The 23,338-nt window shown below is 63.0% G+C and carries 23 protein-coding genes and 1 pseudogene (1 of these 24 cut by a window edge); 8 read left to right on the top strand and 16 right to left on the bottom strand.

The window, feature by feature from the left end; all coding sequences use genetic code 11:
* Both EOB49_RS18360 and EOB49_RS18355 read right to left on the bottom strand, forming a co-directional pair.
* Positions 1 to 102, bottom strand: a pseudogene (locus EOB49_RS18360) (3-hydroxyacyl-CoA dehydrogenase); it reaches 682 nt to the left of the window's first position.
* Between the two features lie 61 nt (positions 103 to 163).
* Positions 164 to 700, bottom strand: coding sequence for an N-acetyltransferase (locus EOB49_RS18355; protein ID WP_127381813.1), 537 nt, complete (start codon positions 698 to 700; stop codon positions 164 to 166).
* 271 nt (positions 701 to 971) lie between these two features.
* Here EOB49_RS18355 and EOB49_RS18350 point away from each other — a divergent pair, with 271 nt between their 5' ends.
* Positions 972 to 1,964, top strand: coding sequence for a glutathione S-transferase family protein (locus tag EOB49_RS18350; RefSeq protein ID WP_127381812.1), 993 nt, complete (start codon positions 972 to 974; stop codon positions 1,962 to 1,964).
* Between the two features lies 1 nt (position 1,965).
* On the opposite strand, the gene EOB49_RS18345 is transcribed toward EOB49_RS18350, so the two are convergent.
* Positions 1,966 to 2,460 carry an NUDIX domain-containing protein gene (locus EOB49_RS18345; protein WP_127317847.1) on the bottom strand — a complete coding sequence of 165 codons (495 nt, stop codon included), beginning with the start codon at positions 2,458 to 2,460 and terminating at the stop codon, positions 1,966 to 1,968.
* A gap of 53 nt (positions 2,461 to 2,513) precedes the next feature.
* Between EOB49_RS18345 and EOB49_RS18340 the strand changes: the two genes are divergently transcribed.
* Positions 2,514 to 3,437, top strand: coding sequence for a metallophosphoesterase (locus EOB49_RS18340; RefSeq protein WP_127381811.1), 924 nt, complete (start codon positions 2,514 to 2,516; stop codon positions 3,435 to 3,437).
* On the opposite strand, the gene EOB49_RS18335 is transcribed toward EOB49_RS18340, so the two are convergent.
* The 4 genes from EOB49_RS18335 to leuA all read right to left on the bottom strand — a co-directional run bounded on the left by EOB49_RS18335 (position 3,421) and on the right by leuA (position 8,845).
* Complete coding sequence (locus EOB49_RS18335; protein WP_127267380.1) at positions 3,421 to 4,038, bottom strand: hypothetical protein; 618 nt, start codon at positions 4,036 to 4,038, stop codon at positions 3,421 to 3,423. The two genes, EOB49_RS18340 and EOB49_RS18335, sit on opposite strands and share 17 nt — an antisense overlap.
* Positions 4,039 to 4,151: 113 nt before the next feature.
* Complete coding sequence (locus tag EOB49_RS18330) at positions 4,152 to 4,955, bottom strand: alpha/beta fold hydrolase (protein WP_127381827.1); 804 nt, start codon at positions 4,953 to 4,955, stop codon at positions 4,152 to 4,154.
* A 191-nt stretch (positions 4,956 to 5,146) separates the two neighbouring features.
* Entirely contained in the window at positions 5,147 to 6,922 is a 1,776-nt protein-coding gene (locus EOB49_RS18325; RefSeq protein WP_127381810.1) for a hypothetical protein, read from the bottom strand.
* A 183-nt stretch (positions 6,923 to 7,105) separates the two neighbouring features.
* Positions 7,106 to 8,845, bottom strand: a complete 1,740-nt coding sequence (gene leuA, locus EOB49_RS18320) for a 2-isopropylmalate synthase (RefSeq protein WP_127381809.1) — start codon at positions 8,843 to 8,845, stop codon at positions 7,106 to 7,108.
* 422 nt (positions 8,846 to 9,267) lie between these two features.
* On the opposite strand from leuA, the gene EOB49_RS18310 reads away from it, so the two are divergent.
* Positions 9,268 to 10,434 (top strand): ATP-grasp domain-containing protein, encoded by a 1,167-nt coding sequence (locus tag EOB49_RS18310; protein WP_127271680.1) that lies wholly within the window; start codon positions 9,268 to 9,270, stop codon positions 10,432 to 10,434.
* Between the two features lie 4 nt (positions 10,435 to 10,438).
* The gene (locus EOB49_RS18305; protein WP_127326753.1) at positions 10,439 to 11,215 is read left to right on the top strand and encodes an esterase family protein; all 777 of its coding nucleotides are present in this window, start codon (positions 10,439 to 10,441) and stop codon (positions 11,213 to 11,215) included.
* A gap of 23 nt (positions 11,216 to 11,238) precedes the next feature.
* Here the strand turns inward: EOB49_RS18305 and EOB49_RS18300 are convergent, their stop codons facing one another.
* On the bottom strand, positions 11,239 to 12,774 hold the full coding sequence (locus EOB49_RS18300) for an MFS transporter (protein ID WP_127381807.1): 1,536 nt from the start codon (positions 12,772 to 12,774) through the stop codon (positions 11,239 to 11,241).
* 147 nt (positions 12,775 to 12,921) lie between these two features.
* Between EOB49_RS18300 and EOB49_RS18295 the strand changes: the two genes are divergently transcribed.
* Both EOB49_RS18295 and EOB49_RS18290 read left to right on the top strand, forming a co-directional pair.
* A complete protein-coding gene (locus tag EOB49_RS18295; RefSeq protein ID WP_127269787.1) occupies positions 12,922 to 13,815 on the top strand; it encodes a LysR family transcriptional regulator in 894 nt (297 codons plus the stop codon).
* Between the two features lie 129 nt (positions 13,816 to 13,944).
* On the top strand, positions 13,945 to 15,024 hold the full coding sequence (locus EOB49_RS18290; protein ID WP_127381806.1) for a siderophore-interacting protein: 1,080 nt from the start codon (positions 13,945 to 13,947) through the stop codon (positions 15,022 to 15,024).
* A 7-nt stretch (positions 15,025 to 15,031) separates the two neighbouring features.
* Here the strand turns inward: EOB49_RS18290 and EOB49_RS18285 are convergent, their stop codons facing one another.
* From EOB49_RS18285 to EOB49_RS18260, 6 genes are all read right to left on the bottom strand, one after another.
* Positions 15,032 to 16,135, bottom strand: coding sequence for an AbrB family transcriptional regulator (locus EOB49_RS18285; protein ID WP_127381805.1), 1,104 nt, complete (start codon positions 16,133 to 16,135; stop codon positions 15,032 to 15,034).
* A 95-nt stretch (positions 16,136 to 16,230) separates the two neighbouring features.
* Complete coding sequence (locus tag EOB49_RS18280) at positions 16,231 to 16,617, bottom strand: type II toxin-antitoxin system VapC family toxin (RefSeq protein ID WP_127381804.1); 387 nt, start codon at positions 16,615 to 16,617, stop codon at positions 16,231 to 16,233.
* Positions 16,614 to 16,859, bottom strand: coding sequence for a type II toxin-antitoxin system prevent-host-death family antitoxin (locus tag EOB49_RS18275; protein ID WP_127381803.1), 246 nt, complete (start codon positions 16,857 to 16,859; stop codon positions 16,614 to 16,616). The genes EOB49_RS18280 and EOB49_RS18275 overlap by 4 nt, the downstream gene beginning before the upstream one ends.
* A 159-nt stretch (positions 16,860 to 17,018) precedes the next feature.
* Entirely contained in the window at positions 17,019 to 17,327 is a 309-nt protein-coding gene (locus EOB49_RS18270; protein WP_127320720.1) for a putative quinol monooxygenase, read from the bottom strand.
* A 63-nt stretch (positions 17,328 to 17,390) separates the two neighbouring features.
* Positions 17,391 to 18,170, bottom strand: coding sequence for an SDR family oxidoreductase (locus EOB49_RS18265; protein ID WP_127270549.1), 780 nt, complete (start codon positions 18,168 to 18,170; stop codon positions 17,391 to 17,393).
* Positions 18,171 to 18,297: 127 nt separating this feature from the next.
* Positions 18,298 to 18,735 carry a DsrE family protein gene (locus EOB49_RS18260; protein WP_127270547.1) on the bottom strand — a complete coding sequence of 146 codons (438 nt, stop codon included), beginning with the start codon at positions 18,733 to 18,735 and terminating at the stop codon, positions 18,298 to 18,300.
* A gap of 102 nt (positions 18,736 to 18,837) precedes the next feature.
* Between EOB49_RS18260 and EOB49_RS18255 the strand changes: the two genes are divergently transcribed.
* Positions 18,838 to 19,941 (top strand): hypothetical protein, encoded by a 1,104-nt coding sequence (locus tag EOB49_RS18255; protein WP_127381802.1) that lies wholly within the window; start codon positions 18,838 to 18,840, stop codon positions 19,939 to 19,941.
* 19 nt (positions 19,942 to 19,960) lie between these two features.
* Positions 19,961 to 20,167, top strand: a complete 207-nt coding sequence (gene vapB / locus EOB49_RS18250) for a type II toxin-antitoxin system VapB family antitoxin (RefSeq protein WP_127321531.1) — start codon at positions 19,961 to 19,963, stop codon at positions 20,165 to 20,167.
* Positions 20,168 to 20,444: 277 nt separating this feature from the next.
* Here the strand turns inward: vapB and EOB49_RS18245 are convergent, their stop codons facing one another.
* Together EOB49_RS18245 and EOB49_RS18240 are read right to left on the bottom strand one after the other, a co-directional pair.
* Complete coding sequence (locus EOB49_RS18245) at positions 20,445 to 21,392, bottom strand: cation diffusion facilitator family transporter (RefSeq protein ID WP_127381801.1); 948 nt, start codon at positions 21,390 to 21,392, stop codon at positions 20,445 to 20,447.
* Between the two features lie 5 nt (positions 21,393 to 21,397).
* Positions 21,398 to 23,338 (bottom strand): anthranilate synthase (locus EOB49_RS18240; RefSeq protein WP_127381800.1); only part of this gene is annotated, 1,941 nt, incomplete at its 5' end.

Genomic DNA, 23,338 nt, shown 5'->3' with positions numbered 1-23,338 from the left:
GATGGCGACGCGGGCGCCCTTGGCGGCCAGCGCGCGCGCCGTTGCCTCGCCAAGGCCGGAGCCGCCGCCGGTGACGATCGCGATCTGGCCGTTGGGGTTCATGACGTCATCCTTTGATCTCAGGAACAGTGGGACGGATCAGGCGCCAGATCGACGGGAAAGGTCAAGTCATCGCGGCGACAGGATCGGCCACCCTGGCCTGATCGGCGTGGCAGACCTCGCCCAAGAGCCTGGCGACCGCGCCCGGCGCGATCTCGTGCGACAGCAGCCGGTCGAGATCGACGGGGCGCGGCATCGAAATCTGGCCGCGCGGAATCCGCTTGAAACCGAGCGGCCCGTAATAGGGTTCGTCACCGACCAGCATGACGGCAGGTGCGCCGGCCCGGGCGGCGGCCTCCAGCGCGATCGCCACCAACCGGCGGCCGATGCCGAGATTCTTGAAGGCCGGCCGCACCGCGAGCGGCCCGAGCATCAATGCGCGGCCGGCACCGGCGGCGATGCGGGTCATGCGCACCGAGGCGACGACGATGTCGCCATCGACGGCGACAAAGGACAGCGAGCGCTCGTGCCCTCCGGCCTCACGAATCTTGTAGGCGGCCAGCACAAAGCGGCCGGGCCCGAAGGCTTCGTCGTTGATGGCTTCGATCTCGGGGTCGTGCGCCGGGGTTTCCGGCAGGTATTTCACGTCGGCAAGGCTCATGGTCTTTGCGTTCCGGTAAAGAGGAAAGGTTGCTGCAAACGGCAGCATTCGCCAGTCAGCGCTTCATCAAGCGCGGGCGCCCTTTCGTCGTCGGTCAAACCGGATCAAAGCAAAATCGAACATGCGGATTGTCCGCTAGCATCAATTTCCCGCCGCTGCAATCGGCCGTTTTGTTCGTCATTTCCGCCAAGTGACGGTCTGTTCAGCACCTGACGTCTTCGACAGGGCAGCCTTGCGCCCACATCAACCAACAGGACGCAAGGAGATTTGCATGGGAATGCTGGTCCAAGGAAGATGGCAGGACCGCTGGTACGATACAGCGGACAATGGTGGCAGGTTCGTGCGGACGCAGTCGCAATGGCGCGACTGGGTCACCGTTGACGGGGCGCCTGCCGAAGGCCGAACGCGTGGTTTCAAGGCCGAGCCCGGCCGCTATCACCTCTATGTCTCGCTTGCCTGTCCGTGGGCCCACCGGACGTTGATCTTTCGCGCGCTGAAGAAGCTGGAAGGCGTCATATCGGTGTCGGTGGTGCATCATTTCATGGGCGCCAACGGCTGGACGTTCGTGGCTGAGGACGGCGCCACGGGCGACATGCTCTATGGCCTCGACTTCCTGCACCAGATCTATGCCAAGGCCGATCCCGCCTATTCGGGCAGGGTGACTGTGCCGGTGCTGTGGGACAAAAAGGAGCAGACCATCGTCTCCAACGAGTCTTCCGAAATCATCCGCATGCTGAATTCAGCCTTCGACGAATGGGGCGACGCCAGCCTCGATTTCTATCCGAAGGCATTGCGCGGCGAGATCGATCGCATCAATGCGCTGGTCTATCCCGCGGTCAACAACGGCGTCTATCGCGCCGGCTTCGCCACCACGCAACGTGCCTATGAAGAGGCGTTCGGTGAGGTGTTCACAGCGCTGGATACGCTGGAGGAGCGGCTGTCGAAGCAGCGCTATCTCGTCGGTGGTCCTATCACCGAGGCCGACTGGCGGCTGTTCACCACGCTGGTGCGCTTCGATCCGGTTTATGTCGGCCATTTCAAATGCAATCTGCGCCGTATCGCCGACTACCCGAACCTGTCCAACTATCTGCGTGATCTCTACCAGATGCCTGGTGTGGCCGGGACGGTGAACCTGCTTCACATCAAGGCGCATTATTACGGCAGCCACCAGACGATCAATCCGACGCGGATTGTGCCTGTCGGACCGGAACTGGATTATGGCGCGCCACACGACCGGGCGCGGTTCGAGAAAGCGGCGGCCTGATCTACCAGTAGGGCGAGGGCTGCTCGCCGTCAAAAACCTCGGCGATCCGGCGCAGCGTCGCGGGCGTCGTGCCCTGCGGCAAGCGGTCGAGCGGGAAGAAGCCGGCTTCGGCGATTTCGTGATCCGGCCGCTTCGGCGCCGTCTGGCTGAAATGCTCGAGCAAATAAAAGCCGACATGGTCGCGGCGGCTGGAGCGGCGGTTGAAATGCATCGATTTGAACACCGGCGGGGCGGTGAGAGCGATGTTGCCTTCCTCGGCCAGTTCACGGGCCAGTGCCTCGTTCATCGTCTCGCCGACTTCGACGCCGCCGCCGGGCAGCTGCCAGCCTGGTACGTAGGTATGGCGAATGAGGAAGACGGACTTGGACGCCCTGTCGTGGATCAGGCCGCGTACGCCAAGCGTCATCGGCCTCCGCAGCACGAAATAGAGATGGAACAGCCTGGCCCTCAAACCTGGCCAGCCGGTCTGGCGGACAGCATCTTCAGGGCTCGTCATTGATAGCGAAACCGTGGGTGGAAAGCCGCGCGCGCGTCGCCTATGAAGGTTGTATGTTCAGGCTCGCGCATATTTCCGATGTCCATCTGGGGCCGCTCCCCGATGTATCCTATCGCGATCTCGCCTCCAAGCGCGTGCTCGGCTATGTCAACTGGCAGCGCAACCGCCGCCGCCATATGCATGATGCGGTCATCGACACGATCGTCGCAGACATCAAGGCGAACACGCCTGACCACCTCGCCGTCACCGGCGACCTGGTCAATCTGGCGCTCGACGGCGAGATCGAGATGGCCAGGCACTGGCTGGAGACGCTGGGACCGCCGCATGATGTTTCGGTCGTTCCGGGCAATCACGATGCCTATGTGCCAGGCGCCTTCGACAAGGTCTGCCGATCCTGGGCGGCGTGGATGAGCGGCGACGGTGTCAACACGCCGGTCGATCGTAACGCATTTCCCTATCTGCGCGTGCGCGGCAACGTCGCGCTGATCGGTGTCTCGACGGCGCGCGCCACGGCACCCTTCATGGCCAATGGTTTCTTCATGGAAGGCCAAGCGAAGCGGCTCGGCAAAATCCTTGGGGATACCGCCGGACAGGGGCTGTTCCGCGTCATCATGATCCATCATCCGCCGGTGCGCGGTGCGGTCCCGCAGCACAAGCGGCTGTTCGGCATTGCCCGCTTCAACAAGATCATTCGTCGCCACGGCGCCGACCTTGTGCTGCACGGCCATTCGCATCTGCCGTCGCTGTTCTTCATAGGCGGTCGCGGCGTCAGGATCCCGGCGGTCGGTGTCGCTGCCGCCGGCCAGGCGCCGGGCGGCAAGAACCCGGCGGCGCAGTACAATCTGTTCGACATTGACGGCGAGGCGGGCAATTGGCGGATCCGGCTGACACGGCGCGGCCTGACCGGGCCGTCCATACCGCCATCCGATCTGCAGACGGTGGAGCTTGGCGCCGAGGCCGCTATGGCCGCAAATTGACAACCATGGCCACGATGCGGTCCCAGAACAGGACGACCGACACCACAAGGCCGACCAGTGCGCCGGCAGCGACCAGGCCAAGCCCGGACAGAAGGGCCGACCAGCGTTTGCCGCGCTCCGTTGCGCGCAGCGGCGGTTCGGCTTCCGGCACATAGGCACGTTTCAGGCCGGCGACGGCGGGTTCGACGCCGCCTTCCAGCATCCTCTGACGCTCGACGATGCGCTCGGCGACATAGCGCGTCACGGAATCGGCAACCGGCTTCATCTCGGTGGATTCGGCAAGCACCACTCGGCCGATACGGGTGTCCTTGAGGAAGCGATAGGTCCGGCGGTCGCGCCCCATGGCGACATGGCTGATGGCGTCGATCCACAGGCGCGGCTGCAAGCCGGACGAGACGACAAAGTCGAAATTGTCCATATCGGCCGGAACATCGGCAAAAACCGGTGCCAGTTCTGCGGCGAGCAGATCGAGACGCATGCGATGCGCCTCGCGCATGTCGACGACGACGTCGTCGCGGTCGGCGAAGGCATTTTTGACATCACGGATGGCATCGGACAGTTTCTTGGACTGGTCGATGGTCTTCTCGCCTGCTTCCTTCATCGGCGTCTGCCTCGTAGGTTTGGTTAACACCGGGTTAACACAGCCGCCGGCAAAATGCACTGGCGAGATCGACGGCCCCGGGTGTCCAGGAAGGTTGTCGTGCGCGAAAAAGGTCAGCTGGCTGCGGCGGCGAATTTCTGGCGGTGTGGCCTGGCGCGACGATTGGTGTTGCGGCGAATGATCTCGGCAACAAGGTCGGGGGCTTCCTCAGCCAGCATATGGCCGGCCTCCAGCACGTGGTGCACGTGAAAATGCGCCGGCAGGTCATCCGTCTGGGTAAAGGGCAGCACCGCATCGCTGATTCCCCATGCCACCATCACCGGCATGTTCAGTCCATCGAGGCGATCGTGTGGGATGACGCCTTGCCGACCGTCCACGGTCATGGCGGCTGCGATCTCGACGAGCTTTTCGAGTTGGCCGGGTCGCCTGCGCATTTCCCAAAGGGTGTCCACCGTATGTTCGAGCGGCGGGGCTGAAGGCCCCGACATGACGGCGAGGCAGGAGCGGATCTCGGACCGATCCGCGGCTTCGGCATAGCGGCGCAACAGCGGTCCATTGATTTCGGGGCCAAGGCCGCCCGGCGCCAGAAGCGTCAGTGAGGCTATCTTTTCGGGCTCGGCCAGCGCCATCAGCGCCGCCACGGCACCGCCCATCGAGTGGCCCACGAGATGAACGCGCTTCAGGCGGCGCTCCGAGAGATCGGCGAGCACGGCCTTGGCTGCCACCCTGGCGGGACCGGCGGCGGGAAAATCGAGCGACAACCCGTGCCCAGGCAGATCATAGGCCAGCGTATGCGTGGAAGGCGTCAGGGCGGAAATCACCTCGTGCCATACATCATGGCAGCCGCCGAAACCGTGCAACAGGACGATGGCCTTCGAGCCAACACCCTCTTCGGCGGCAAAAAGTGATGCGGTCATGAAAGCTGATTTTTTGTTATTGCAGAATGCGCGACACCCAATGGTGGCTGAATTGCTCCTAGTCCAACGTGATGACCAGTAAAATTTTCGCGATTTGTACGGTTGTGTACAGAGCTTGGCGACCAATCGGCGATCGGAGCGCAGGAAATCCATCGGGACGCGGCACAGCCAGTGCGCGGACGTCGATGGTGTCAGCTTTGGCTGCCGAGCCCGGCAGCGCGGAGTGCCTGGACCAGCCGGTCGGTCAGGTCGGCCGGATATTTCCGCTCGACGAAAGTCGCCCGCGGATCGGCGGCAAATTTGGGGAACTCGGTGGTCAGTTGTTTCAGCAGCGTGCTCACCAGATGATCCTGTCCGGCAGCCTTGGCGCCGATCAGCCGCGCCGCCAGATAGTGTGATTTCGTTGCCGTCGTTCTCAGGGCCATGCTGGCTGCGACTGCCTTGTTCATGTCGCCGAGCATGAGCTCACCGACGAACAGCCCATAATCCCACCATGTCGGGTGCCCGCTGAAGGTCTCCGCCGCATGATCAAGGATCGGCGTTCCCTCAACATATCGTCCGGCGAAGATCAGCCCGTAGCCGTAAGCGGCGGCCATGCCGAGATCGTAGGGGTTGAGTTCATAGGCTTTGCGCATCCAGCGGATCGCTTCGTCCGTATTGCCGAGGCGCGAACTGACATAGCCGTAGGAGCGATGGGCATAAGGGCTGGTCGGACCCATCTGCACGCCGCGATGGGCAAACTCGACGGCTGTTTCAATCGTCGCGTTGGGCGGATAGGCGTAATGATCGGACACGGCCTCGAGATGCAGGGAAGCAAGTTCCGAATAGACGAGCGAGGACTTGGTTCCACCATTGGCCAGCTTCTCGAGGCAACGATAGGCCGCCTCATGGGTCCTGGCGTTCTGGTCCAGATAATATTTGCCGTTGAGCAGCAGACATTGCGTCAGACCGTTTGGCGTGCCGGTCTGCTCGATATAGTTGTAGATGGTGCCGGAGGCGGGGAGCGCCGAGCTCAGCATGTCGGCGATACGGTCTTCGACCGCGGCAGGTGCGCTGTCGGCGGGGGTGAGATTGCGCGATAGAAGCACCCGTCCGGACGCCATGCTTTGCAGTTCGATCGTGATGTCGCCTGCGTCCGGTCCAGATAGGACGTCGAATATGAAGCTCGTCGCGTCGTCGGCCGGATCGCCGGCGGTGTCGCGGCCGATGAAGTCGATCGTATCGAAGCCACTCAGGCCGGCGCGCAGCGATGCGGCGACACGGCTGGCGTCGGGGCCGTCAGCCTTCAGTCCGATATAGACTTGCGGCAGGGCGTCAGCCCTTGCCGATGCCGTGATGCTTGCGGTTGCGCCAGCGATCTCCGGCGTTGCCGAGATGTCGCCGCCTGCCAGCAAGGCAGTGCTGCCCTGGCGAAGGATCAGTACGCCCAGCATGGCGATGACCAAGGCGATCGCCATCCAGAAAAAGCGGAGATGGCGCGCCACCGAGGGAGCCGGCGAAGATGGTACGGAAGCCAGAGACATCGCGTCCAGCATGCCCGTGCCGGCTTCGTTCGACTGATCGGCGGATGCGGCGCCGTCCAGCCTGAGTTCGGGAACAGCCTCGGCAATATCGGGCAGGCGGATCGCGTTCAATTCATAGGCTGGAACATAGCCGCCGCGCGGAATGGCGATGCGGACCGGCTCGGCGATTCCCTCATTTGCAAAATAATGCTGCAGAAGCTCGCGCAGCCTGCCTGCCTGCACACGCACCACGGCATCGGTGGACGGATCGAAGTCGCCGTCCTTGCCGAAAACATCCATGGCAATGGAAAAGCCCTTGAGCCTGTCGGCTTCGCCGGCCTGTTCACGTTCGACAAGATAACGCAGCAGCTTGCGCGCGCGTTCGGATCGGCCGAACGTTTGGCTGGCAAGCAGTCGCTCCAGTGTCTCGCGCACTGCGGGGGCGGCAGGCGTGGCATGCTGCAAGTGTCGATCCTCTCGAAGTCGGCACAGGTTGAGGCGCGATCATATAGGTCCCGCACCACCACACAAGTATACACCCCGTTATGCGATCACGTACCCACCGGATAATTCCGCGGTGGTTAATGGCCCGAAAGATCGGAACCGTCACCAGGTTGGGTGGGTTCCGATCTTTGTTCCCGTCGGGCGTCAGCCGGCTTTTTTACCGACGATACGGTTCGCGGCAGACATCACCGCCTCCAGTGAGGCGGCGACGATGTTGGTGTTGATGCCGGCGCCGAACAGCTTGCCCTGGGGATACTCCATCTCGACATACGAAATGGCCGACGCGTTCGAGCCGCGCTGCATCGAGTGCTCGGAATAGTCGAGCACCGACATCTCGACGCCGACATGGCGCGACAGCGCATTGACGAAACCATCGATCGGGCCGGTACCCGTGCCTGTAATCGTCACTTCCTTGCCGTCGTCGAGGATGACCGCCTCGACGACGCGCCGGGCCTTGATCTCGGTGCTGGGATAGGTGTGGTGATCGAGGAATTTCAGCCGCGCGCCGGGCTGGTCGACATAGGTCTCGATAAAGCGCTCGTAGATGCGCCTGGCCGGCACTTCCTTGCCCTCGGCATCGGTGATCGCCTGGATTTCCTGGCTGAACTCGATCTGCAGATTGCGCGGCAGGTTGAGGCCGTAATCGGCCTGCAGCACATAGGCGATGCCGCCCTTGCCGGACTGCGAATTGATGCGGATGATGGCTTCGTAGCTGCGTCCGACATCGGCCGGGTCGATCGGCAGATAGGGCACTTCCCACAGGCTCGTATTGGCCTTCTTCAGCGCCTTCATGCCCTTGTTGATGGCATCCTGGTGCGAACCGGAAAAGGCAGTGTAGACGAGTTCGCCGACATAGGGGTGGCGCTCGGGGATCTTCAACTGGTTCGAGTATTCGTAGACGTCCTTCATCCGGTTGATGTCGGAGCAGTCGATCAACGGATCGACACCTTGCGTGTACATGTTCAGCGCCAGCGTGACGATGTCGACATTGCCGGTGCGCTCGCCATTGCCGAACAGCGTGCCTTCGACACGGTCGGCGCCGGCCATCAGGCCGAGCTCGGTGGTGGCGATGCCGGTGCCGCGGTCATTGTGCGGATGCAGCGAGACCAGCAGGTTTTCCCGGTTGTCGAGGTTGCGGCACATCCACTCGATGCGGTCGGCATAGATGTTGGGGGTCGACATCTCGACCGTCGAGGGCAGGTTGATGATCAGCTTGTTGTCCGCCGTCGGCCTGACGATCTCTGTGACGGCGTTGCAGATCTCCAGCGCCACTTCCAGCTCGGTGCCGGTAAAGCTCTCCGGCGAATACTCGAAACGAAAGCCTCCGCCGGCCTTGGCCGCCATGTCCGTGATCATCTTGGCGGCGTCGGTGGCGATGCGCTTGATGCCGCCGACGTCCTTTTCGAAGACGACGCGACGCTGCAGCTCGCTGGTCGAATTGTAGAAATGGACGATCGGGTTGGTGGCGCCCTTCAGCGCCTCGAAGGTGCGGGTGATCAACTCCGGCCGGCACTGCACCAGCACCTGCAGCGAGACATCGGCGGGCACGTTGCCTTCCTCGATGCACCAGCGGGCAAAGTCGAAATCGGTCTGCGATGCCGACGGGAAGCCGATCTCGATCTCCTTGAAGCCCATGTCGAGCAGCAGGCCGAACATGCGTGCCTTGCGCTCATGGCCCATCGGATCGATCAGCGCCTGGTTGCCGTCGCGCAGGTCGACCGAGCACCAGATCGGCGCCTTGTCGATCACCTTCGAAGGCCAGGTCCGGTCGGTGAGGCCGACGGTCGGATAGGGCTGATATTTGCGAGCCGCGTCGGGCATCCCTTTGGCCGAATCCGTGTCGGCTACCGCGGCATCGGAGCGGATTTCTTCTCGTGCGTTCATCGTCGGTTCTCCCGGCGGCTCATGGATCCACCTTCGGTGGATTGATGGCGAGCGGCGCCTTTACCAGAATTTCGTTCGCTTGATGTGATTGCCAAGGAGCATGCGCTTGCGCGGCGGTTCGACCGCCGGGCGCTCCTTCAGCGAACCCGGCGATCGCCGATAAGGCCGAGAAGAAGCAGGGTCGAAGCCAGCGCTCGCACGGTCTCGCCGGAAAAACCGGTCGAACGGGAAGCGTTGGTGGCGCGCGTGTTCATGGCGGTTCTCTTACAGGAGCGGCTTGTGAGAGGCAAGTGGGGGCCGCGTGGCGGCCGTGATCTGTCGGATGTTGTCCCGAACATGCGCGCTCTTCCCCACGCGCGGCAAATGCGCCAGACTCGGGCATCGACAGGGTTTCGATGCCCCTGTCGCGGGAGGGGTCGTCCATGAATTTCGTGTTCTTCTCGCCGCATTTTCCCGCCAACGGCGCGGATTTCTGCGACCGCTTGAAGAAGGCCGGGGCCAGGGTGCTCGGTATCGGCGACGCGCCCTATGACGCGCTCGACGCCAAGCTGAAAGCAGCCCTTTCGGAATATTACCGCGTCGCCAACATGGAAGACTACGATCCGGTGTTTCGGGCGATGGGGCATTTCGTCCACAAATGGGGCCGTATCGACCGTTTTGAATCGCTCAACGAACATTGGCTTGAGCTGGAAGCCAACATACGCACCGACTTCAACATCTACGGCACCAAGCTCGATTTCGTGAAGAACCTTAAGCGCAAGAGCCGCATGCGTGCCTTCTTCCGCAAGAGCGGCGTCGACACCATCGCGCAGCGCAAATGCTCTGACCGTGCCGGGGCCATGACTTTCATCCGGCGCGTCGGCTACCCCGTCGTGGTCAAGCCCGACAGCGGTTCCGGCGCATCGAACACCTTCAAGATCTCCAACGCCAAAGAGCTCGACCAGTTCTTCCGGGACAAGCCCGAGGACGTGACCTTCGTCATGGAGCAGTTCATAGAGGGGCTGGTGGTGACCTTCGACGGGCTGGTCAACCGCGACGGCGAGGTGGTGCTGGCGGCCAGCCACCGCTACGACCAGAGCGTCATGGAGGTGGTCAACAAGGACCGCCATATGAGCTACACCTGCTTTCCCAGGATCAGCCCGGCGGTCGAGGAGGCCGGCCGCAAGATCCTGAAAGCATTCGACGTGCGCGAACGCTTCTTCCACATCGAGCTGTTTGAGACCAAGGACGACCGGGTCATCGCGCTGGAGGTCAACATGCGCCCGCCCGGCGCCTGGATGACCGATGCGATCAACTACACGTTCGACATCGATGTCTACGCGGCATGGGCCGACATGGTGGTCAGGGATGCCGCCGGCGGCCCCTACGAGGGGAAGTATTTCACCGCCTATGCCAGCCGCAAGCGGCGCCTCCACTATTTGCACAGCCATGAGGACGTGCTAGCCGCGCAGCGTGACAAGATCGTCCACCATCAGGCCATCGAAGAGGTTTTCAGCCGCGCCATGGGAAATTACGCCTACCAGATGCGCTCGAAGGACGAAGCAGCGTTGCGTGCAGCGGTCGCGTACATCCACGCGGAAAAGGCGTGAGGCGATGGACATTTCCTATCACAAGAATTTCTCGAGCCAGCTCGGCCGCGACATGGAATACAAGCGCTACGGCCATGCCGGCCGGCCGGTGGTGGTGTTCCCGACCTCGCAGGGCCGGTTCTACCAGTTCGAGGATTCCGGCGGGGTGGGCGCACTGGCCGAATTCATCGACACCGGCCGCATCCAGCTGTTCACGGTCGACGGCGTCGATTCTGAATCCTTCTTCGACAAGCATGCCGACGCCGCCCACCGCATCGCCCGCCACGAGGCCTATTTCCGCTATGTGCGCGAGGAGGCGCTGCCGGACTTCCTGTCCACAGCCGAGCAGGCCAATGGCGGGCGCAAGCTGAAGCCGCTGTTCTCGGGCTGTTCGATGGGCGGCTATCACTCGTCGAACTTCGTCTTCCGCTTTCCTGAACTCGCCAGCGGCGTCATTGCCCTGTCGGGCGTCTATTCGGCGCGCGACTTCTTCGGCAAAGCGCTCGAGGGCGACATTTTCTACAACTCGCCGCTCGACTATCTGCCCGGCATCGTCGATCCCAAACTGCTGGCCCGGCTGAAGGCGCTCAGGCTGATCTTCTGCTGCGGCCAGGGCGCCTGGGAAGAGCGGATGCTGGTCGAGACGCGCAGGCTGGAACAGATCCTGCGCGACAAATCCATTCCCGCTTGGGTCGACTACTGGGGCGGCGATGTCAGCCACGACTGGCCATGGTGGCACAAGCAACTGGTCTATTTCTTCGGCCGTTGGCTGGATGAGGACCTGATGCACAGGCTCGACTGACAGCGGGGCTCGTCCGCTGACAGCTACCCTTCCTGGCCTGCCGGCAGAGCGACGGTCTCGTGTTCCGACGCCGATCCGCGACGCAGGCCAAGGAAGACGACGATAGCGGTCATGACGGTGATTGCCGCCAGCACGATCAGCAACCTGTCGAACGCCGCCTCGTAGGCCTGGACCAGAACAATGGCTCCAGCCTGGGGCAGATGTTGTGCTGCTTCGCCGAGATTGCCGGTCACCAGCAGTTGGGCTGCCGCTGCTGCCTGCGTCGAAGATGCCGTTCCCTGTGCGGCGAGATGCGCGGCGGTAAAGCCGGAAAGGGTCGCCATGACGATCGCCAGCGCCACGCCCTCGCAAGCGACGCGGGTGGTGTTGAAGATGCCGACCGCCATGCCGGCGCGCTCTCTCGGCACGACACTGACGGCGAGCCCGTCCATCAATCCCCAGGGCAAAGCGATGCCGACGCCGATCAGCATCAGCGGCGCCACCAGCGCACTATCGACCGGTGGTGTCAGGCTCAGCCAGACAAGCCCGGCGGCAGCGACGAGCAGGCCGACGCCGCAGATCGTGGCCGGCGCGATCCAGCGCGCCAGCTGTCCGGCGAGCATCGGCAGGATCAGCAGCGGGCCTGATAGGCAGATCATCAATTGCCCGGCCTTGATCTCGCTCATGCCCTCGATGCCGATGAAGCGGATCGGCAACAGGACGAGCAGGACGACAAAGGCGTAAGCGGGTGCCGCAGCCAGAAACTGGACGCCGACGAAGCGGGGATAGGCAAACAGCGTGAGGTCAAGCATCGGCCGTTGTGCTCGCCGCTCGACAAAGACGAAGGCGACAAAACAGATGACAGAAGCGGCCAGAAGGGTGACGACAAGGGGATCGGCCCAGCCGCTCTGTGGAGCCTGGAGTACGCCATAGGTCAGCGACGCGAGCGCGATCGTGAAAGTGCCGGCTCCCGCCCAGTCGAGGCCAGTCGCATCCGGGTCTCGCGATTCCCTGATGGTCCGCAGGCCGAGCATTGCGGCGGCAATCGCGAGTGCTGCAACCAGAAGAAAGATCGACCGCCAGCCGAATGCAGAGATGAGCAGGCCCGACGCGATCGGGCCGAAGGCGAGGCCGATACCGAAACTGGTGCCGAGAAAGCTGAAGGCGCGCAGCCGCAACGGCCCTTCGAATTCCTGGGCAAGTGCCGAGGCGCCGCCAGCGAAGGCGGCCGCACTGCCGATACCCTGCGCGGCCCGGAAAATGTCGAACCAGATGATGTCCGGCGCCAGCATCGCGCCCAGCGACGCCAGGACATAGAGGGAGAGGCCGACGAGGAAGAGGCGCTTGCGCCCATGATTGTCGGCCAGAGCGCCCGACGCCATCAGGGTGGCGCCGAAGGTCAGCATGAAGGCGTTTGTCACCCAGTTGAGCTCGATCGGACTGCCGCCGAGATCGGCCGCGATGCGCGACAGAGCGACGGCCGGACCGGTGAAGGTCAAGGGCATCGTCATCGCGGCAAGGCACACGGACAAGAGCACGAGCCATCTCTCGGCAGAGCCGGTTGTGGTCCAGGAAGTCATGGATTTCCCTATCTGAAACAGTACTCGCCGGTGGCCCGCGCGATTGCGGAGCCGGTCGTGATGACAAGATAGGTCGTCGGCATTTCAGGAAAAATGGTGTTATATCTCCTGGCATATCGGACTGAAACGCTCGAATGGAATGACGCAATGGATCGTCTCAACGGGCTCCTGGCCTTCGCCCGCACCGCCGAATTCGGCAGTTTCGTCGCCGCCGGGCGGGCGCTTGGCATCTCGGCTTCCGCTGTGGGCAAAAGTGTCGCCCGGCTCGAGCAGGAACTCGGCGTGCGGCTCCTGCAGCGCAGCACGCGGCGCATTGGCCTGACGGAAGAGGGCAAGCTGTTCAACGAGCGGGTGCGCCGCATCCTCGACGACATCGACGATGCCGAGGCGATGCTGTCGCAGACACGGGAAACACCGCGTGGGCGGCTGCGCATATCCACCCCGATCGTCACCTATCATCTGCTGCTGCCGGTGCTGTCGGAGTTCATGGCACGCTATCCCGAGATCGAGCTCGACATCGATTTCAACGACCGGATCGTCGACGTCATCGACGAGGGTATCGATGTCGCGATCCGCAGCGGCGAACTGCCGGATTCGCGCCTTGTGTCGAGACCCGTTGCGCCCTTTCGCATGCTGCTGTGCGCGGCGCCCTCCTACCTGGACCGCCATGGCGCCCCCAGCGTGCCGGCTGATCTCATCAGACATTTCGGCATAAACTTCCGCTTCCTGAACAGCGGCAGGCTGCTGGAGTGGCCGTTCACTACCGGAAGCGCCGAACCGCAGATCCGCTCGATGCTGACCTGCAACAACATGGAAGCCTTGAAGGGCGCCACGCTCGCCGGCCTCGGCATAGCTTGCATGCCGGATTTCCTGGTGCGCGAGGCGCTGCACGAAGACAGGCTGCGTACCGTCCTCGATGGTCATGTCGACGGCCGTGGCCAGTTCCGGATGCTGTGGCCCTCCAATCGCCATCTGTCGCCGAAGGTGCGCGTCTTCGTTGATTTCCTTCCCGAGCGACTTGCTGCGACAAGCGGCTCGTAGCCAACTCATCGAATAAATATGATTAATATTGTCATGTTTATGTGGAAACATCGGAGCGGCTGTGGCATGCCGCTGACGGTGAGGGTGCCGCGCGGCGCCTTGCCCGAACCGTTTCGAAGGACTTGAGCGATGGACCAACTTAGCGCGCAAACCCGGATCAGCGACGCGGCGATCAGATCGGTGATGGACCGGCTGCGCGCAGAGCACAGCGAATTCGAGATCGACACTGGCGTTGCCGACCAGTGGGAGCTCCGCCTCTACTACGGCTCGTTGAGCGCTACGCTCGATGATGAAAGCGTGCTGATCCGCGTCGCAGCGACAGACGAAACCTGCCTGTCCTACATGAAGATGACGGTCGCCGGCCATGTCGCCGAACATCTCGGCACGACCAAGGGCATCCATTGGCAAGGCGACGGCAGCGACGCCGGTACTCCGGTCTTCTTCCGCGAGATCACGGTGATGTCGTCGACGCGGATATCGGCGCATATGCAGCGCCTGCGCTTCGCCGGCAAGGATCTCGGCCGATTTAGCCATGGCGGCCTGCACATGCGGCTGCTGCTGCCGCCGCCTGGCCGCCGGCTGGTTTGGCCGACGATGGGCGCTGACGGCTTGATCGTCTGGCCTTCTGGCGACGATGCGCTTGCCGTGCGGGTCTACACGATCCGGGCGCTGGATGCCGCAAGCGGTTGGCTCGATGTCGATTTCGTGTTGCACCCCGGCCAGAACACGCCCGCCGCCACATTCGCGCAAAACGCACGGGCGGGAGAAGTCATCGGCATGATCGGACCCGGCGGCGGCGACGCCCCGGTGGCGCAGACCTTGCTTCTGCTCGGCGACGACACCGCGCTGCCCGCCATCGGCAGGATTTTGGAGCATCTGCCGCCATCAACACGTGCCGAGGCGCTGATCGAGGTCGATAGCCCGGATGACCGAATGGCGCTGGCGCAAGGGGACAATATCGACATCACCTGGCTTTACCGGCGCGGCCTCGAGGCCGGCACCGCGGGCCTATTGTCGACCGCCTTGCGTGAGCGCAATCACATGGCGCTTGCCGACGGCCTGTACGTCTGGGCAAGTTGCGAATTCGGCGATTTCCGGGAGATACGCAAGATCGTGCGCAAGCAGTGGGGCCTGCCGCGCGACCGGCACCTGGTTACGGCCTACTGGCGTCGGGATGTGCATAGCGTGGGCGAGGGCGGCGAGGACTAGTCGCTGCTTATTGCCTGACGCTTCTGGCCACCAGCCTAGCGACGCTCGGGCCGACCAGCAGCACGATCAGGAAGCGTGCCGATTGCAGGGCCATGACGAAGGAGATGTCGACGTTCTGCGCGGCGGCGGCGATGATGGCGATGCTGTCCATGCCGCCGGGGCTGGTCGCCAGATAGGCGGTCAGCGGATCGATGCCCAGGAGATGGCTGATCAGGAAGGCAAGGACGCCGCAAAAGGCGATCAGCGCCACGATCGAGGCGATTATCTGCGGCAATGCGCGCGTTGCATGGCGCAGGATCGCCCTTGTGAAGTTCAGGCCGATCGACCAGCCGACCATGGCGTAGCTGACGGCCAGCAGCCATTGCGGCAATTGCATCTCCACGCCCAAGCCAAGATGGACGACGGTGCCGAAGATAAAGGTGCCGAGGAAGAAGGGCGAGGGCAGCCGGAAAATCTTTCCCGCCAGGCCGCCAACCAGCGCGATGCCGATGGTGGCGGCGAAGGCCTGGCGGTCGATCGGCGGAAACCAGACGATGGGCGGGATTTCGACGCCCGAGGTGTCGACCCACATCTTGGCAACGAGTGCTGCGGTCATCGAGACGAAGATGACGCGCAGATATTGCATGAAAGCGACGAGACGCTGGTCGGCACCGAAGGCACCGGCCATCAGCACCATGGCGGTGGCCGCACCCGGCGACGAGCCCCAGACGGCGGTGGTGCCGGGCAGGATGCGCCAGCGGCTGATCAGCCAGCCGAGCAGGCTGGAGGCAGTGACGGTCGCCACCACGACGCCGAAAAACAGCGGCCATTCCTGGTAGAAGACCGGAAAGATGTCGGCCGAGATCGAGCTGGCGACGAGGCAGCCGACGATCGCCTGGGCGGCGCCGAACAGAAGGCGCGGCACACGCACCGTGGCGCCATTGGTGCCGGCGACGATGGCCGCCAGCATCGGTCCGATCAGCAACGCCGCCGGCAGAGTGGCGAGTTCCAGCGCGCCGGCAAACAGCAGGGAAACAACCAGCAGGGCAAGCCACTGCCAGAGCTTGCGCATCCGCGCCATGCGCTCGAGTGTGGGCAGGTCCGGGGATGGCTGCTCGGCCGAGGAATCCATGTTTCGGTCTTAGACTTGAAGCGGGACGATGCGAACCCCCGCTTTGCCGAAAAAGGAAGCTGTGTGACGCGCGAGTCACGCAGTTTACCAAGGTGTCAGAGCTTTCGGATAGGACCAGGATAACGGGCGACAAGATCGTCCATCGTCAGCAAGGTAATCCCCTCAATGGTTGCCTGGGCGACCAGGATTCGATCGAAGGGATCCTTGTGGATCGCCGGAAGTCCGTCGATGGCGAGGGCATGTTCACTGGTGATCGGCAAGTCGTGATAGCCATTGTCGAATAGGCCTCGCCGGAGCAAACGGGGATCGACCTGGAAATCATCCCGTCCCAGTCGTCGTTTGATTGCGATCTCCCAAAGGCTGGCGGGACTGAACAGCAATTCGTTCTCGGGGTCCTCAATCTCGGCGAGAGCCGCAGGTGTTAGCCGATCCGGTTCGCCAGCCGCCCACAGCAGCAAATGGGTGTCGAGTAGCAGTTTCAAGTGTTGACACCGAACAGTTGCTCAATCTCCTCGCCACCCATGCGGTCAAAATCGTCGGGAACGGAAAACTGGCCGGCCATAAAACCGAGTCTTCGCGCCTGCGACGAGGCCGGCTGATCGATAGGCACGACTTTCACCAATGGTTTGCCCGCCTTGGCGATGATGAACGGCTCACCTTTGGCAGCTCGGTCAACGAGACGTGAAAGATTGGTCTTCGCATTGTGGATGTTCACGGTCTGCATCGCAGGTTTCTCCAAATGGACTTAGTCCACAGAACTTAGTCCATTTTCAGAGAATTACAAGTGGAGCGCGATGACTGGCAAAACCCGGGGTCGAGATTGTTCACCTGTCGATATTGCACCTGGAGTGCGAACCTCGCCTCGGCATAAGCCGTGGGCGGATCACCCCGTCTTGCCGTCAGCCAGCCCGAAGCCGGCGACGGGGTGGGTCTCGACTTGGAATTCGAAGCCGGCGATGAACGGCCGCGCCTTGGCGATCGCCGCCTGGACTTCGGGAAGCTGCAGCGAGGCCTTGTGGCTTTCGGCGTCGGTCCACACTTCGGTGACCCAGATCGCGTCGGCATCGGCGGGGTCGCGCGCGATGATATAGCTCAGGCAGCCCGGCAGGGCGCCTGTACTGTCGCGCAGAAGGTCCATGACCGCGTCACGCTGGCCGCGCGCCGCCCGCATCTTGCCGATCAGTCCGTACATTCCGTTGTCTCTCTTTGAGGTTTTCGACAAGAACATGCAGACCGCCAGTATGCCGGTAGCCGTTCAAGGCATCAACTGGCCGCCATTCACCTCGATCACCTGGCCGGTGATGTAGCCGCTGAGAAGGTCCGAAGAGAGGAACAGATAGGCGCCGACGCAATCCTGCGCCGTGCCGGCGCGTCCCTGCGGAATGGTGGCGACCATGCCCTTCATCTGCTCGTCGGTCGAATAGCGCTCGTGGAACGGGGTGAGAATGGTTCCGGGCGCTACCGCGTTGACGCGGATGCCGAAGCCGATCAGTTCCTTGGCCATGCCGCGCGTCACATTGGAGACGAAGGCCTTGGCTGAGCCGTAAAGCCCGGCGCCGCCGCCGGCGCCGTTGCGCGCGGCGATCGAGGAGGTGTTGACGATGAAGCCGCCCTGTTTCTTCAGCCACGGGATCGCCTTGCGCGAAGCAGTCAGCACCGAGCGCGCATTGAGGTCCATCACAGCGTCGTAATGCGCCTCGGTCTGCTCGGCATAAGGGATGCGGCCAAGCATGCCGCCGGCATTGTTGACCAGCCCGTCGAGGCGGCCGAAATATTGCGCGCTGTCCTCGACGACGCGCTCGACATCGGCGGCAACGGAAAAATCGCCCTGAACGAGAAACACCTCGCCGCCCTTGTCGGCAATCGTCAGGCCGAGCTTCTCGGCGGCGTCTTGACTCGAATTGTAGTGCAGCGCCACCTTGCATTTCTGCGCTGCATAGGCCAGCGCGAGCGCCGCTCCGATGCCGGTCGACGCACCGGTGACCAGCACTGCCTTGCCGGCAAGATCGGGTATGCTGAGTGTGGTGGCTGGCACGGTTCTTCCTCCGGGAGGTCTGCCTGTCCTTCGTAGGCCCTTGCCACCCCGGTGTTCAAGCCTTTGAGCAATTCAAGGAAACGTGTGGAGCGCTTTCCCTAGGGGAATTTGCGCCAAACAAACCGCTCTACGGATGCAGATAGGCGTAACCCTGGCCTTGCAGTTCGGCGAGTTTGACGACGCCGCCCTTGTCGGCGGCATGAAACCCGGCGAGCAGGTCGGGGAGCGAAATATCCATGCCTTGCATGGTGTTGGCGCAGGCATGGGGTTCCAGCCCCTGCCGCACCAGGCCGGCGAAGCGCCCGGAAATCGCAGCCGATATGCCTTTCGACTTGAAGGCCGCGAGCGCGGGACCATGCACGACCAGCACGATGTCGACATTGCCGCCGGTGCCCTCATAGTGGTTCTTGATGTTGCCGAGCACGAAATTGACCTTGTCGGTGTCGCTCAAGTGGTAGGCGACTTTTTGCCTTGCGGGCTCGGTGGCGGCTGCCTGTGCTGCCCGCAAACCGAGAAGCGTTCCGGTTCCGGCAAGAACCGCGCGGAACATATCGCGCCGACGCATGGAATCCTCCTCCGCTTGGCGGCCCGCCGCGAATTGCGTGGCTGCGGCCGCAATACTAGCATAAATTGACGTTGCGTCCTGTCGATGCGGAGGAGAGATCACATGGCGTTCAGGGCAGGGGAATGGAAGACAGTCGCCGGCGCCGGGTTTGGCGCGGCGCTGCTTGGCTTGCTTGCCGGATCGGCCTCCGCCGACGATGCGCTGAAGCTCACCGAACTCAGTCCGAACGGCGCTGATGCCTGTTTCGGCCGCGTCTATGATGCGGGGCATCTCAAGGCGCACCCGAAGCAGAAGGTGGCGCGGATCTTCTTCTACTACGGCCATGATCCGGTCAGCCGGCCAAACGAGGAACCGACCGCGAATTCCGACACGTCCTACAATGCCTTCATCGCCACCACCGTGCGCGGCGCCAAGTCGCCGGAATGGGCCGGTGGCTGGTGCAATCATGCGTCCGAAGACGGCCAGACAGGCCCGATCCATTGCGGCATGGAATGCGACCGGACGCTTGCGTCGCTGAAGGTCGACGACAAGGGCCGGCTGTTCCTCTCGGATCTGCAGCCCGACATCTATCTCGATGCCGGTTCGGAAGAAGAACTTGGCGCTGCGGAATATAGCAGGCAGGCACTCGGCAAGGATGACGACAATTTTCGCCTCGACCCGATCCCAGCGGCGACCTGCAAGGCGGAGTTCGCGCGCATCGATCCGGTCGACCCGGCGCTAGGCCCGCCGCTGCGCGAGCGGCTGAAGCCGGACCAGGCCTTCTGCTATGGGCGCGACTACGATGCAGCGCATCTCGGCTCGCACCCCGATCAACTCACCCAGTCGATCCGGGTTTTCCGCGGCAAGGTAGAGCTGGCGTCCTTCGCCTCGGGTGGCGACGCCGCCAACTGGCCAGACGGCGCCGACATTGCCGTTACCGTCACCACACGGCAGAAATCGGCTGAGGTTACGCAGACCTATTCCTGCCAGGGCGAAGCCGACCAGTGGCGCTGCGCGGCCAGCGCGAAGATGAGCGATTTCTCCTGCGACATCGCGCAGAAGGAGATTTTCCTCAAGCGCGGCGTCGACGGCACGATGATGCTGGCCAATCCCAACAGCGCACTCGCGACCGTCGATCTGTGCTCGAAGGCCGCCGACGGCAAGACGAAATCCGACGACAAGGTCTATCGGCTGCAGCCAATGCCGCAATCGGCCTGTTCACCTTGAGCTTCAATGGAGGGGGCGAATGGATGAAGCAAAAGTCTTTTGGTCTGGCGGATCGCAAGCAGTACGTATGCCGAAGAAATACCGTTTCGAAAGCAGCGAGATTTCAATCCGTCGCGAGGGCCGAGCGGTCGTTCTCGAACCGCTTGCGCAGGACTGGGCCTGGCTCGACAGTTTGACCGGGCCACTTGACGACGATTTTGTTGAGGCGATCTTTGAAGGCCGATAGCGACGAGTTCATCGGTGCAGAAGTTCTCGCGGTACGCGCCTGTTGCTTCGTCATCCTATGGCGGAGCAAGGAGCGAAGCGACGCGGCGCAGACCATAGGATCCATGCCGTGACATCCGAGCACTGCTGCGGTGCAGATTCTGTTCCGCTGCAAGCTTCGTCCCAGGTCGCGGCATGGATCCTCGGGTCTCCGCGACGGAGCTTCGCTCCTGCTCCGCCCGTGGATGACGAAGTTGGGAGGCTTCGGCTAATTTTCCCAGGTCGTGACGGAAATCGCCTCACGCAAACGGCACGGCCGTCGTGCCCTTCGGCAGCTTGGCCTCGTCGTCGGGCTCGACATGGATGGTGACGCGCACCGAGGGGATTTCGGCCTTCAGCGCGTCCTCGATGCGGTCGCAGATGACATGGCTGGCGCCGACCGACATGTCTGCGTCGACGACCAGATGAAACTCGATGAAGGTGGCACGGCCGGCGATGCGCGTCTTGAGGTCGTGAACCTCGAGCGCGCCCTTGCAATTGGCCGAGATGACGTCGCGGATGCGCATGTGTTCCTGGGTGTCGACGGCGCGGTCCATCAGGCCGTTCATCGACGAACCGATGACATGCCAGCCCTGCCACAGGATGTTCAGCGCCACGAGGACGGCAAGTGCCGGGTCGAGGATCTGCCAGCCGGTCAGGATCGCTCCGACGAGGCCGCCGAAGACGCCGATCGAGGTGACCACGTCGGTCATGATGTGGTTGCCGTCGGCAACCAGCGCCGGTGACTTCTCCGCCCTGCCGGCGCGGATCAACGTCCACGCCCAGAAGGCGTTGATGACCGTAGCGACGCCGTTGACGGCAAGACCTTCCCAAGGCTGTTCGAGCGGTGCCGGGGTCTGCCAGTGGCGCCAGACCTCGTTGAGGATCAAAAGGGCGGCGAGCACGATCAGCACGCCTTCCAGCACCGCCGAGAAATACTCGGCCTTGTGATGGCCGAAAGGGTGGTCCTGGTCGGCCGGCTTGTGGCTGACCTGGATCGCCCAGAAGGCTGCAACCGAGGCAATGACGTTGACGATCGATTCCAAGGCGTCCGAGTAGAGCGCCACGGAGCCGGTGACGTACCACGCGGCAGCTTTCAGTACGAGCACGACAAAAGCTACGATAATCGACCAGAAGGCGAGATTGGCGATTTTGCGCTTCGCGGCCGCCTTGGCCGCGATCGCCATCGTATTCTCGGCTTCGGCCATGATCGTCAGGCGGCCTTTTCTTTGGCCTTGCGGGGCAAGTGGGCGACGATGTTCTCGATGATGCGCATGCCGGCATTGTGGCCGAGCGTCATGATCGATTCCGGGTGGAACTGTACCGCGGCGATAGGCTCCTTGCGGTGTTCGAAGGCCATGATGATGCCGTCCTCGGTCTCGGCTGTGACGATGAAATCGTCGGGCAGGCGCACCGGATCGGCAAAGATCGAGTGGTAGCGGCCGACGGTCACTTCCTTGGGCAGGCCCGAGAAGATGATGCCGGGCTTGGAGACCCGGATGCGCGACGGCTTGCCGTGCATCGGTATGTGCAGCTGCCGCAGTTCGCCGCCATAGGCCTCCGCCAATGCCTGCAGGCCAAGGCAGACGCCGAAGATCGGCAGTTCGCGGGCGCGCGCCTTCTTGATGGTTGCGGCGCAATCGAAGTCCTTCGGCGTGCCGGGGCCGGGCGACAGCACGACGAGATCGGGTTTCAGCCGGTCGAAGACTTCCTCAGGCACCGGCGAGCGAACGGTCGAGACGTTGGCGCCGGTCTGGCGGAAATAATTGGCCAGCGTGTGGACGAAACTATCCTCGTGGTCGACCAGCAGGATGTTGACGCCGTCGCCGACGCGCGCGGTCGTGCGCTCGGTGCTGGCGGAATTGCCTGTCTTGGCGTCGCGGATGGCGGAGAGCATGGCGGATGCCTTCAGTTCGGTTTCGGCTTCTTCTTCCTCGGGAATGCTGTCGAACAGCAATGTGGCGCCGGCGCGCACTTCGGCAATGCCGTCCTTTATACGGATGGTGCGCAGGGTGAGGCCGGTGTTCATGTCGCCGTTAAAATTGACCATGCCGATCGCGCCGCCATACCAGGCGCGCGGGCTTTTCTCGTTCTGCTCGATGAAGCGCATGGCCCACAATTTCGGCGCGCCGGTGACGGTGACCGCCCAGGCGTGCGACAGGAAGGCATCGAAAGCATCCATGCCTTCGCGCAGCCGGCCTTCGATGTGGTCGACCGTGTGGATCAGGCGCGAATACATTTCGATCTGCCGGCGGCCGATGACACGCACCGAACCCGGCTCGCAGACCCGCGACTTGTCGTTGCGGTCGACGTCCGAGCACATGGTCAGCTCGGATTCGTCCTTCTTCGAGTTGAGCAGTTTCAGGATCTGCTCTGAGTCGGAAATGGCGTCGTCGCCGCGCTTGATGGTGCCCGAGATCGGGCAGGTCTCGACGCGGCGGCCGTTGACGCGCACGAACATTTCCGGCGAGGCGCCGATCAGATATTCGCCTTCGCCCAGATTGATGAAGAAGGAATAGGGCGACGGATTGATGGCTTTCAGCTTGCGCGAAATCTCGGATGGCTGCGTCTCGCAGCGCTCGTAGAACATCTGGCCGGGCACGACCTCGAACAGGTCGCCGCGCTTGAACGAATCCATCGCCTTGCGCACCAGATTGGCGTATTCGCCCGGTTCATGGTCGCCGCGCGGCGGGATGCGGTCAGGGCTCTTGAACGGCTCGGCGATTTCGTCGCGCGGCAGCCCTTCGGTCGAAAAACCCTCGCCGGCATAGTCATAGCGGTCGGTCCAGGCCTTGGCGGAATAATGGTCGACGACCAGGATCTCGTCGGGCAGGAAAAGCACCAGGTCGCGCTGGCTTGGCTTGCGCTCGAGCTTGTAGTCGACCGGGTCGAACTGGAAGGCGAGGTCGTAGCCGAAAGCGCCGTAGAGACCGAGATTGGCGTCTTCCTCGGTCTTGAACAGAGCGGTGATGGCGCGCAGCACCGTAAACACCGAGGGGACGCGGCTGCGCTCCTCCTCGGTGAAGACACGGCCGGGCTTGGCGACATCGAGGCGGATGAGTGTCTTCGACGTCTCGGCGATGGTGACATCCGCCTGGCTGGCGAGCGCCTTGCCGATGACCGGCAGCAGCGCCTCGCCACGGCGGTTCAGCGC

This window comes from Mesorhizobium sp. M7A.F.Ca.MR.148.00.0.0, assembly GCF_003997735.1.
Classification (GTDB): domain Bacteria; phylum Pseudomonadota; class Alphaproteobacteria; order Rhizobiales; family Rhizobiaceae; genus Mesorhizobium.
The sequence above is the reverse complement of the archived record's forward strand: the minus strand, read 5'-3'. Positions and strand labels throughout refer to the sequence as shown.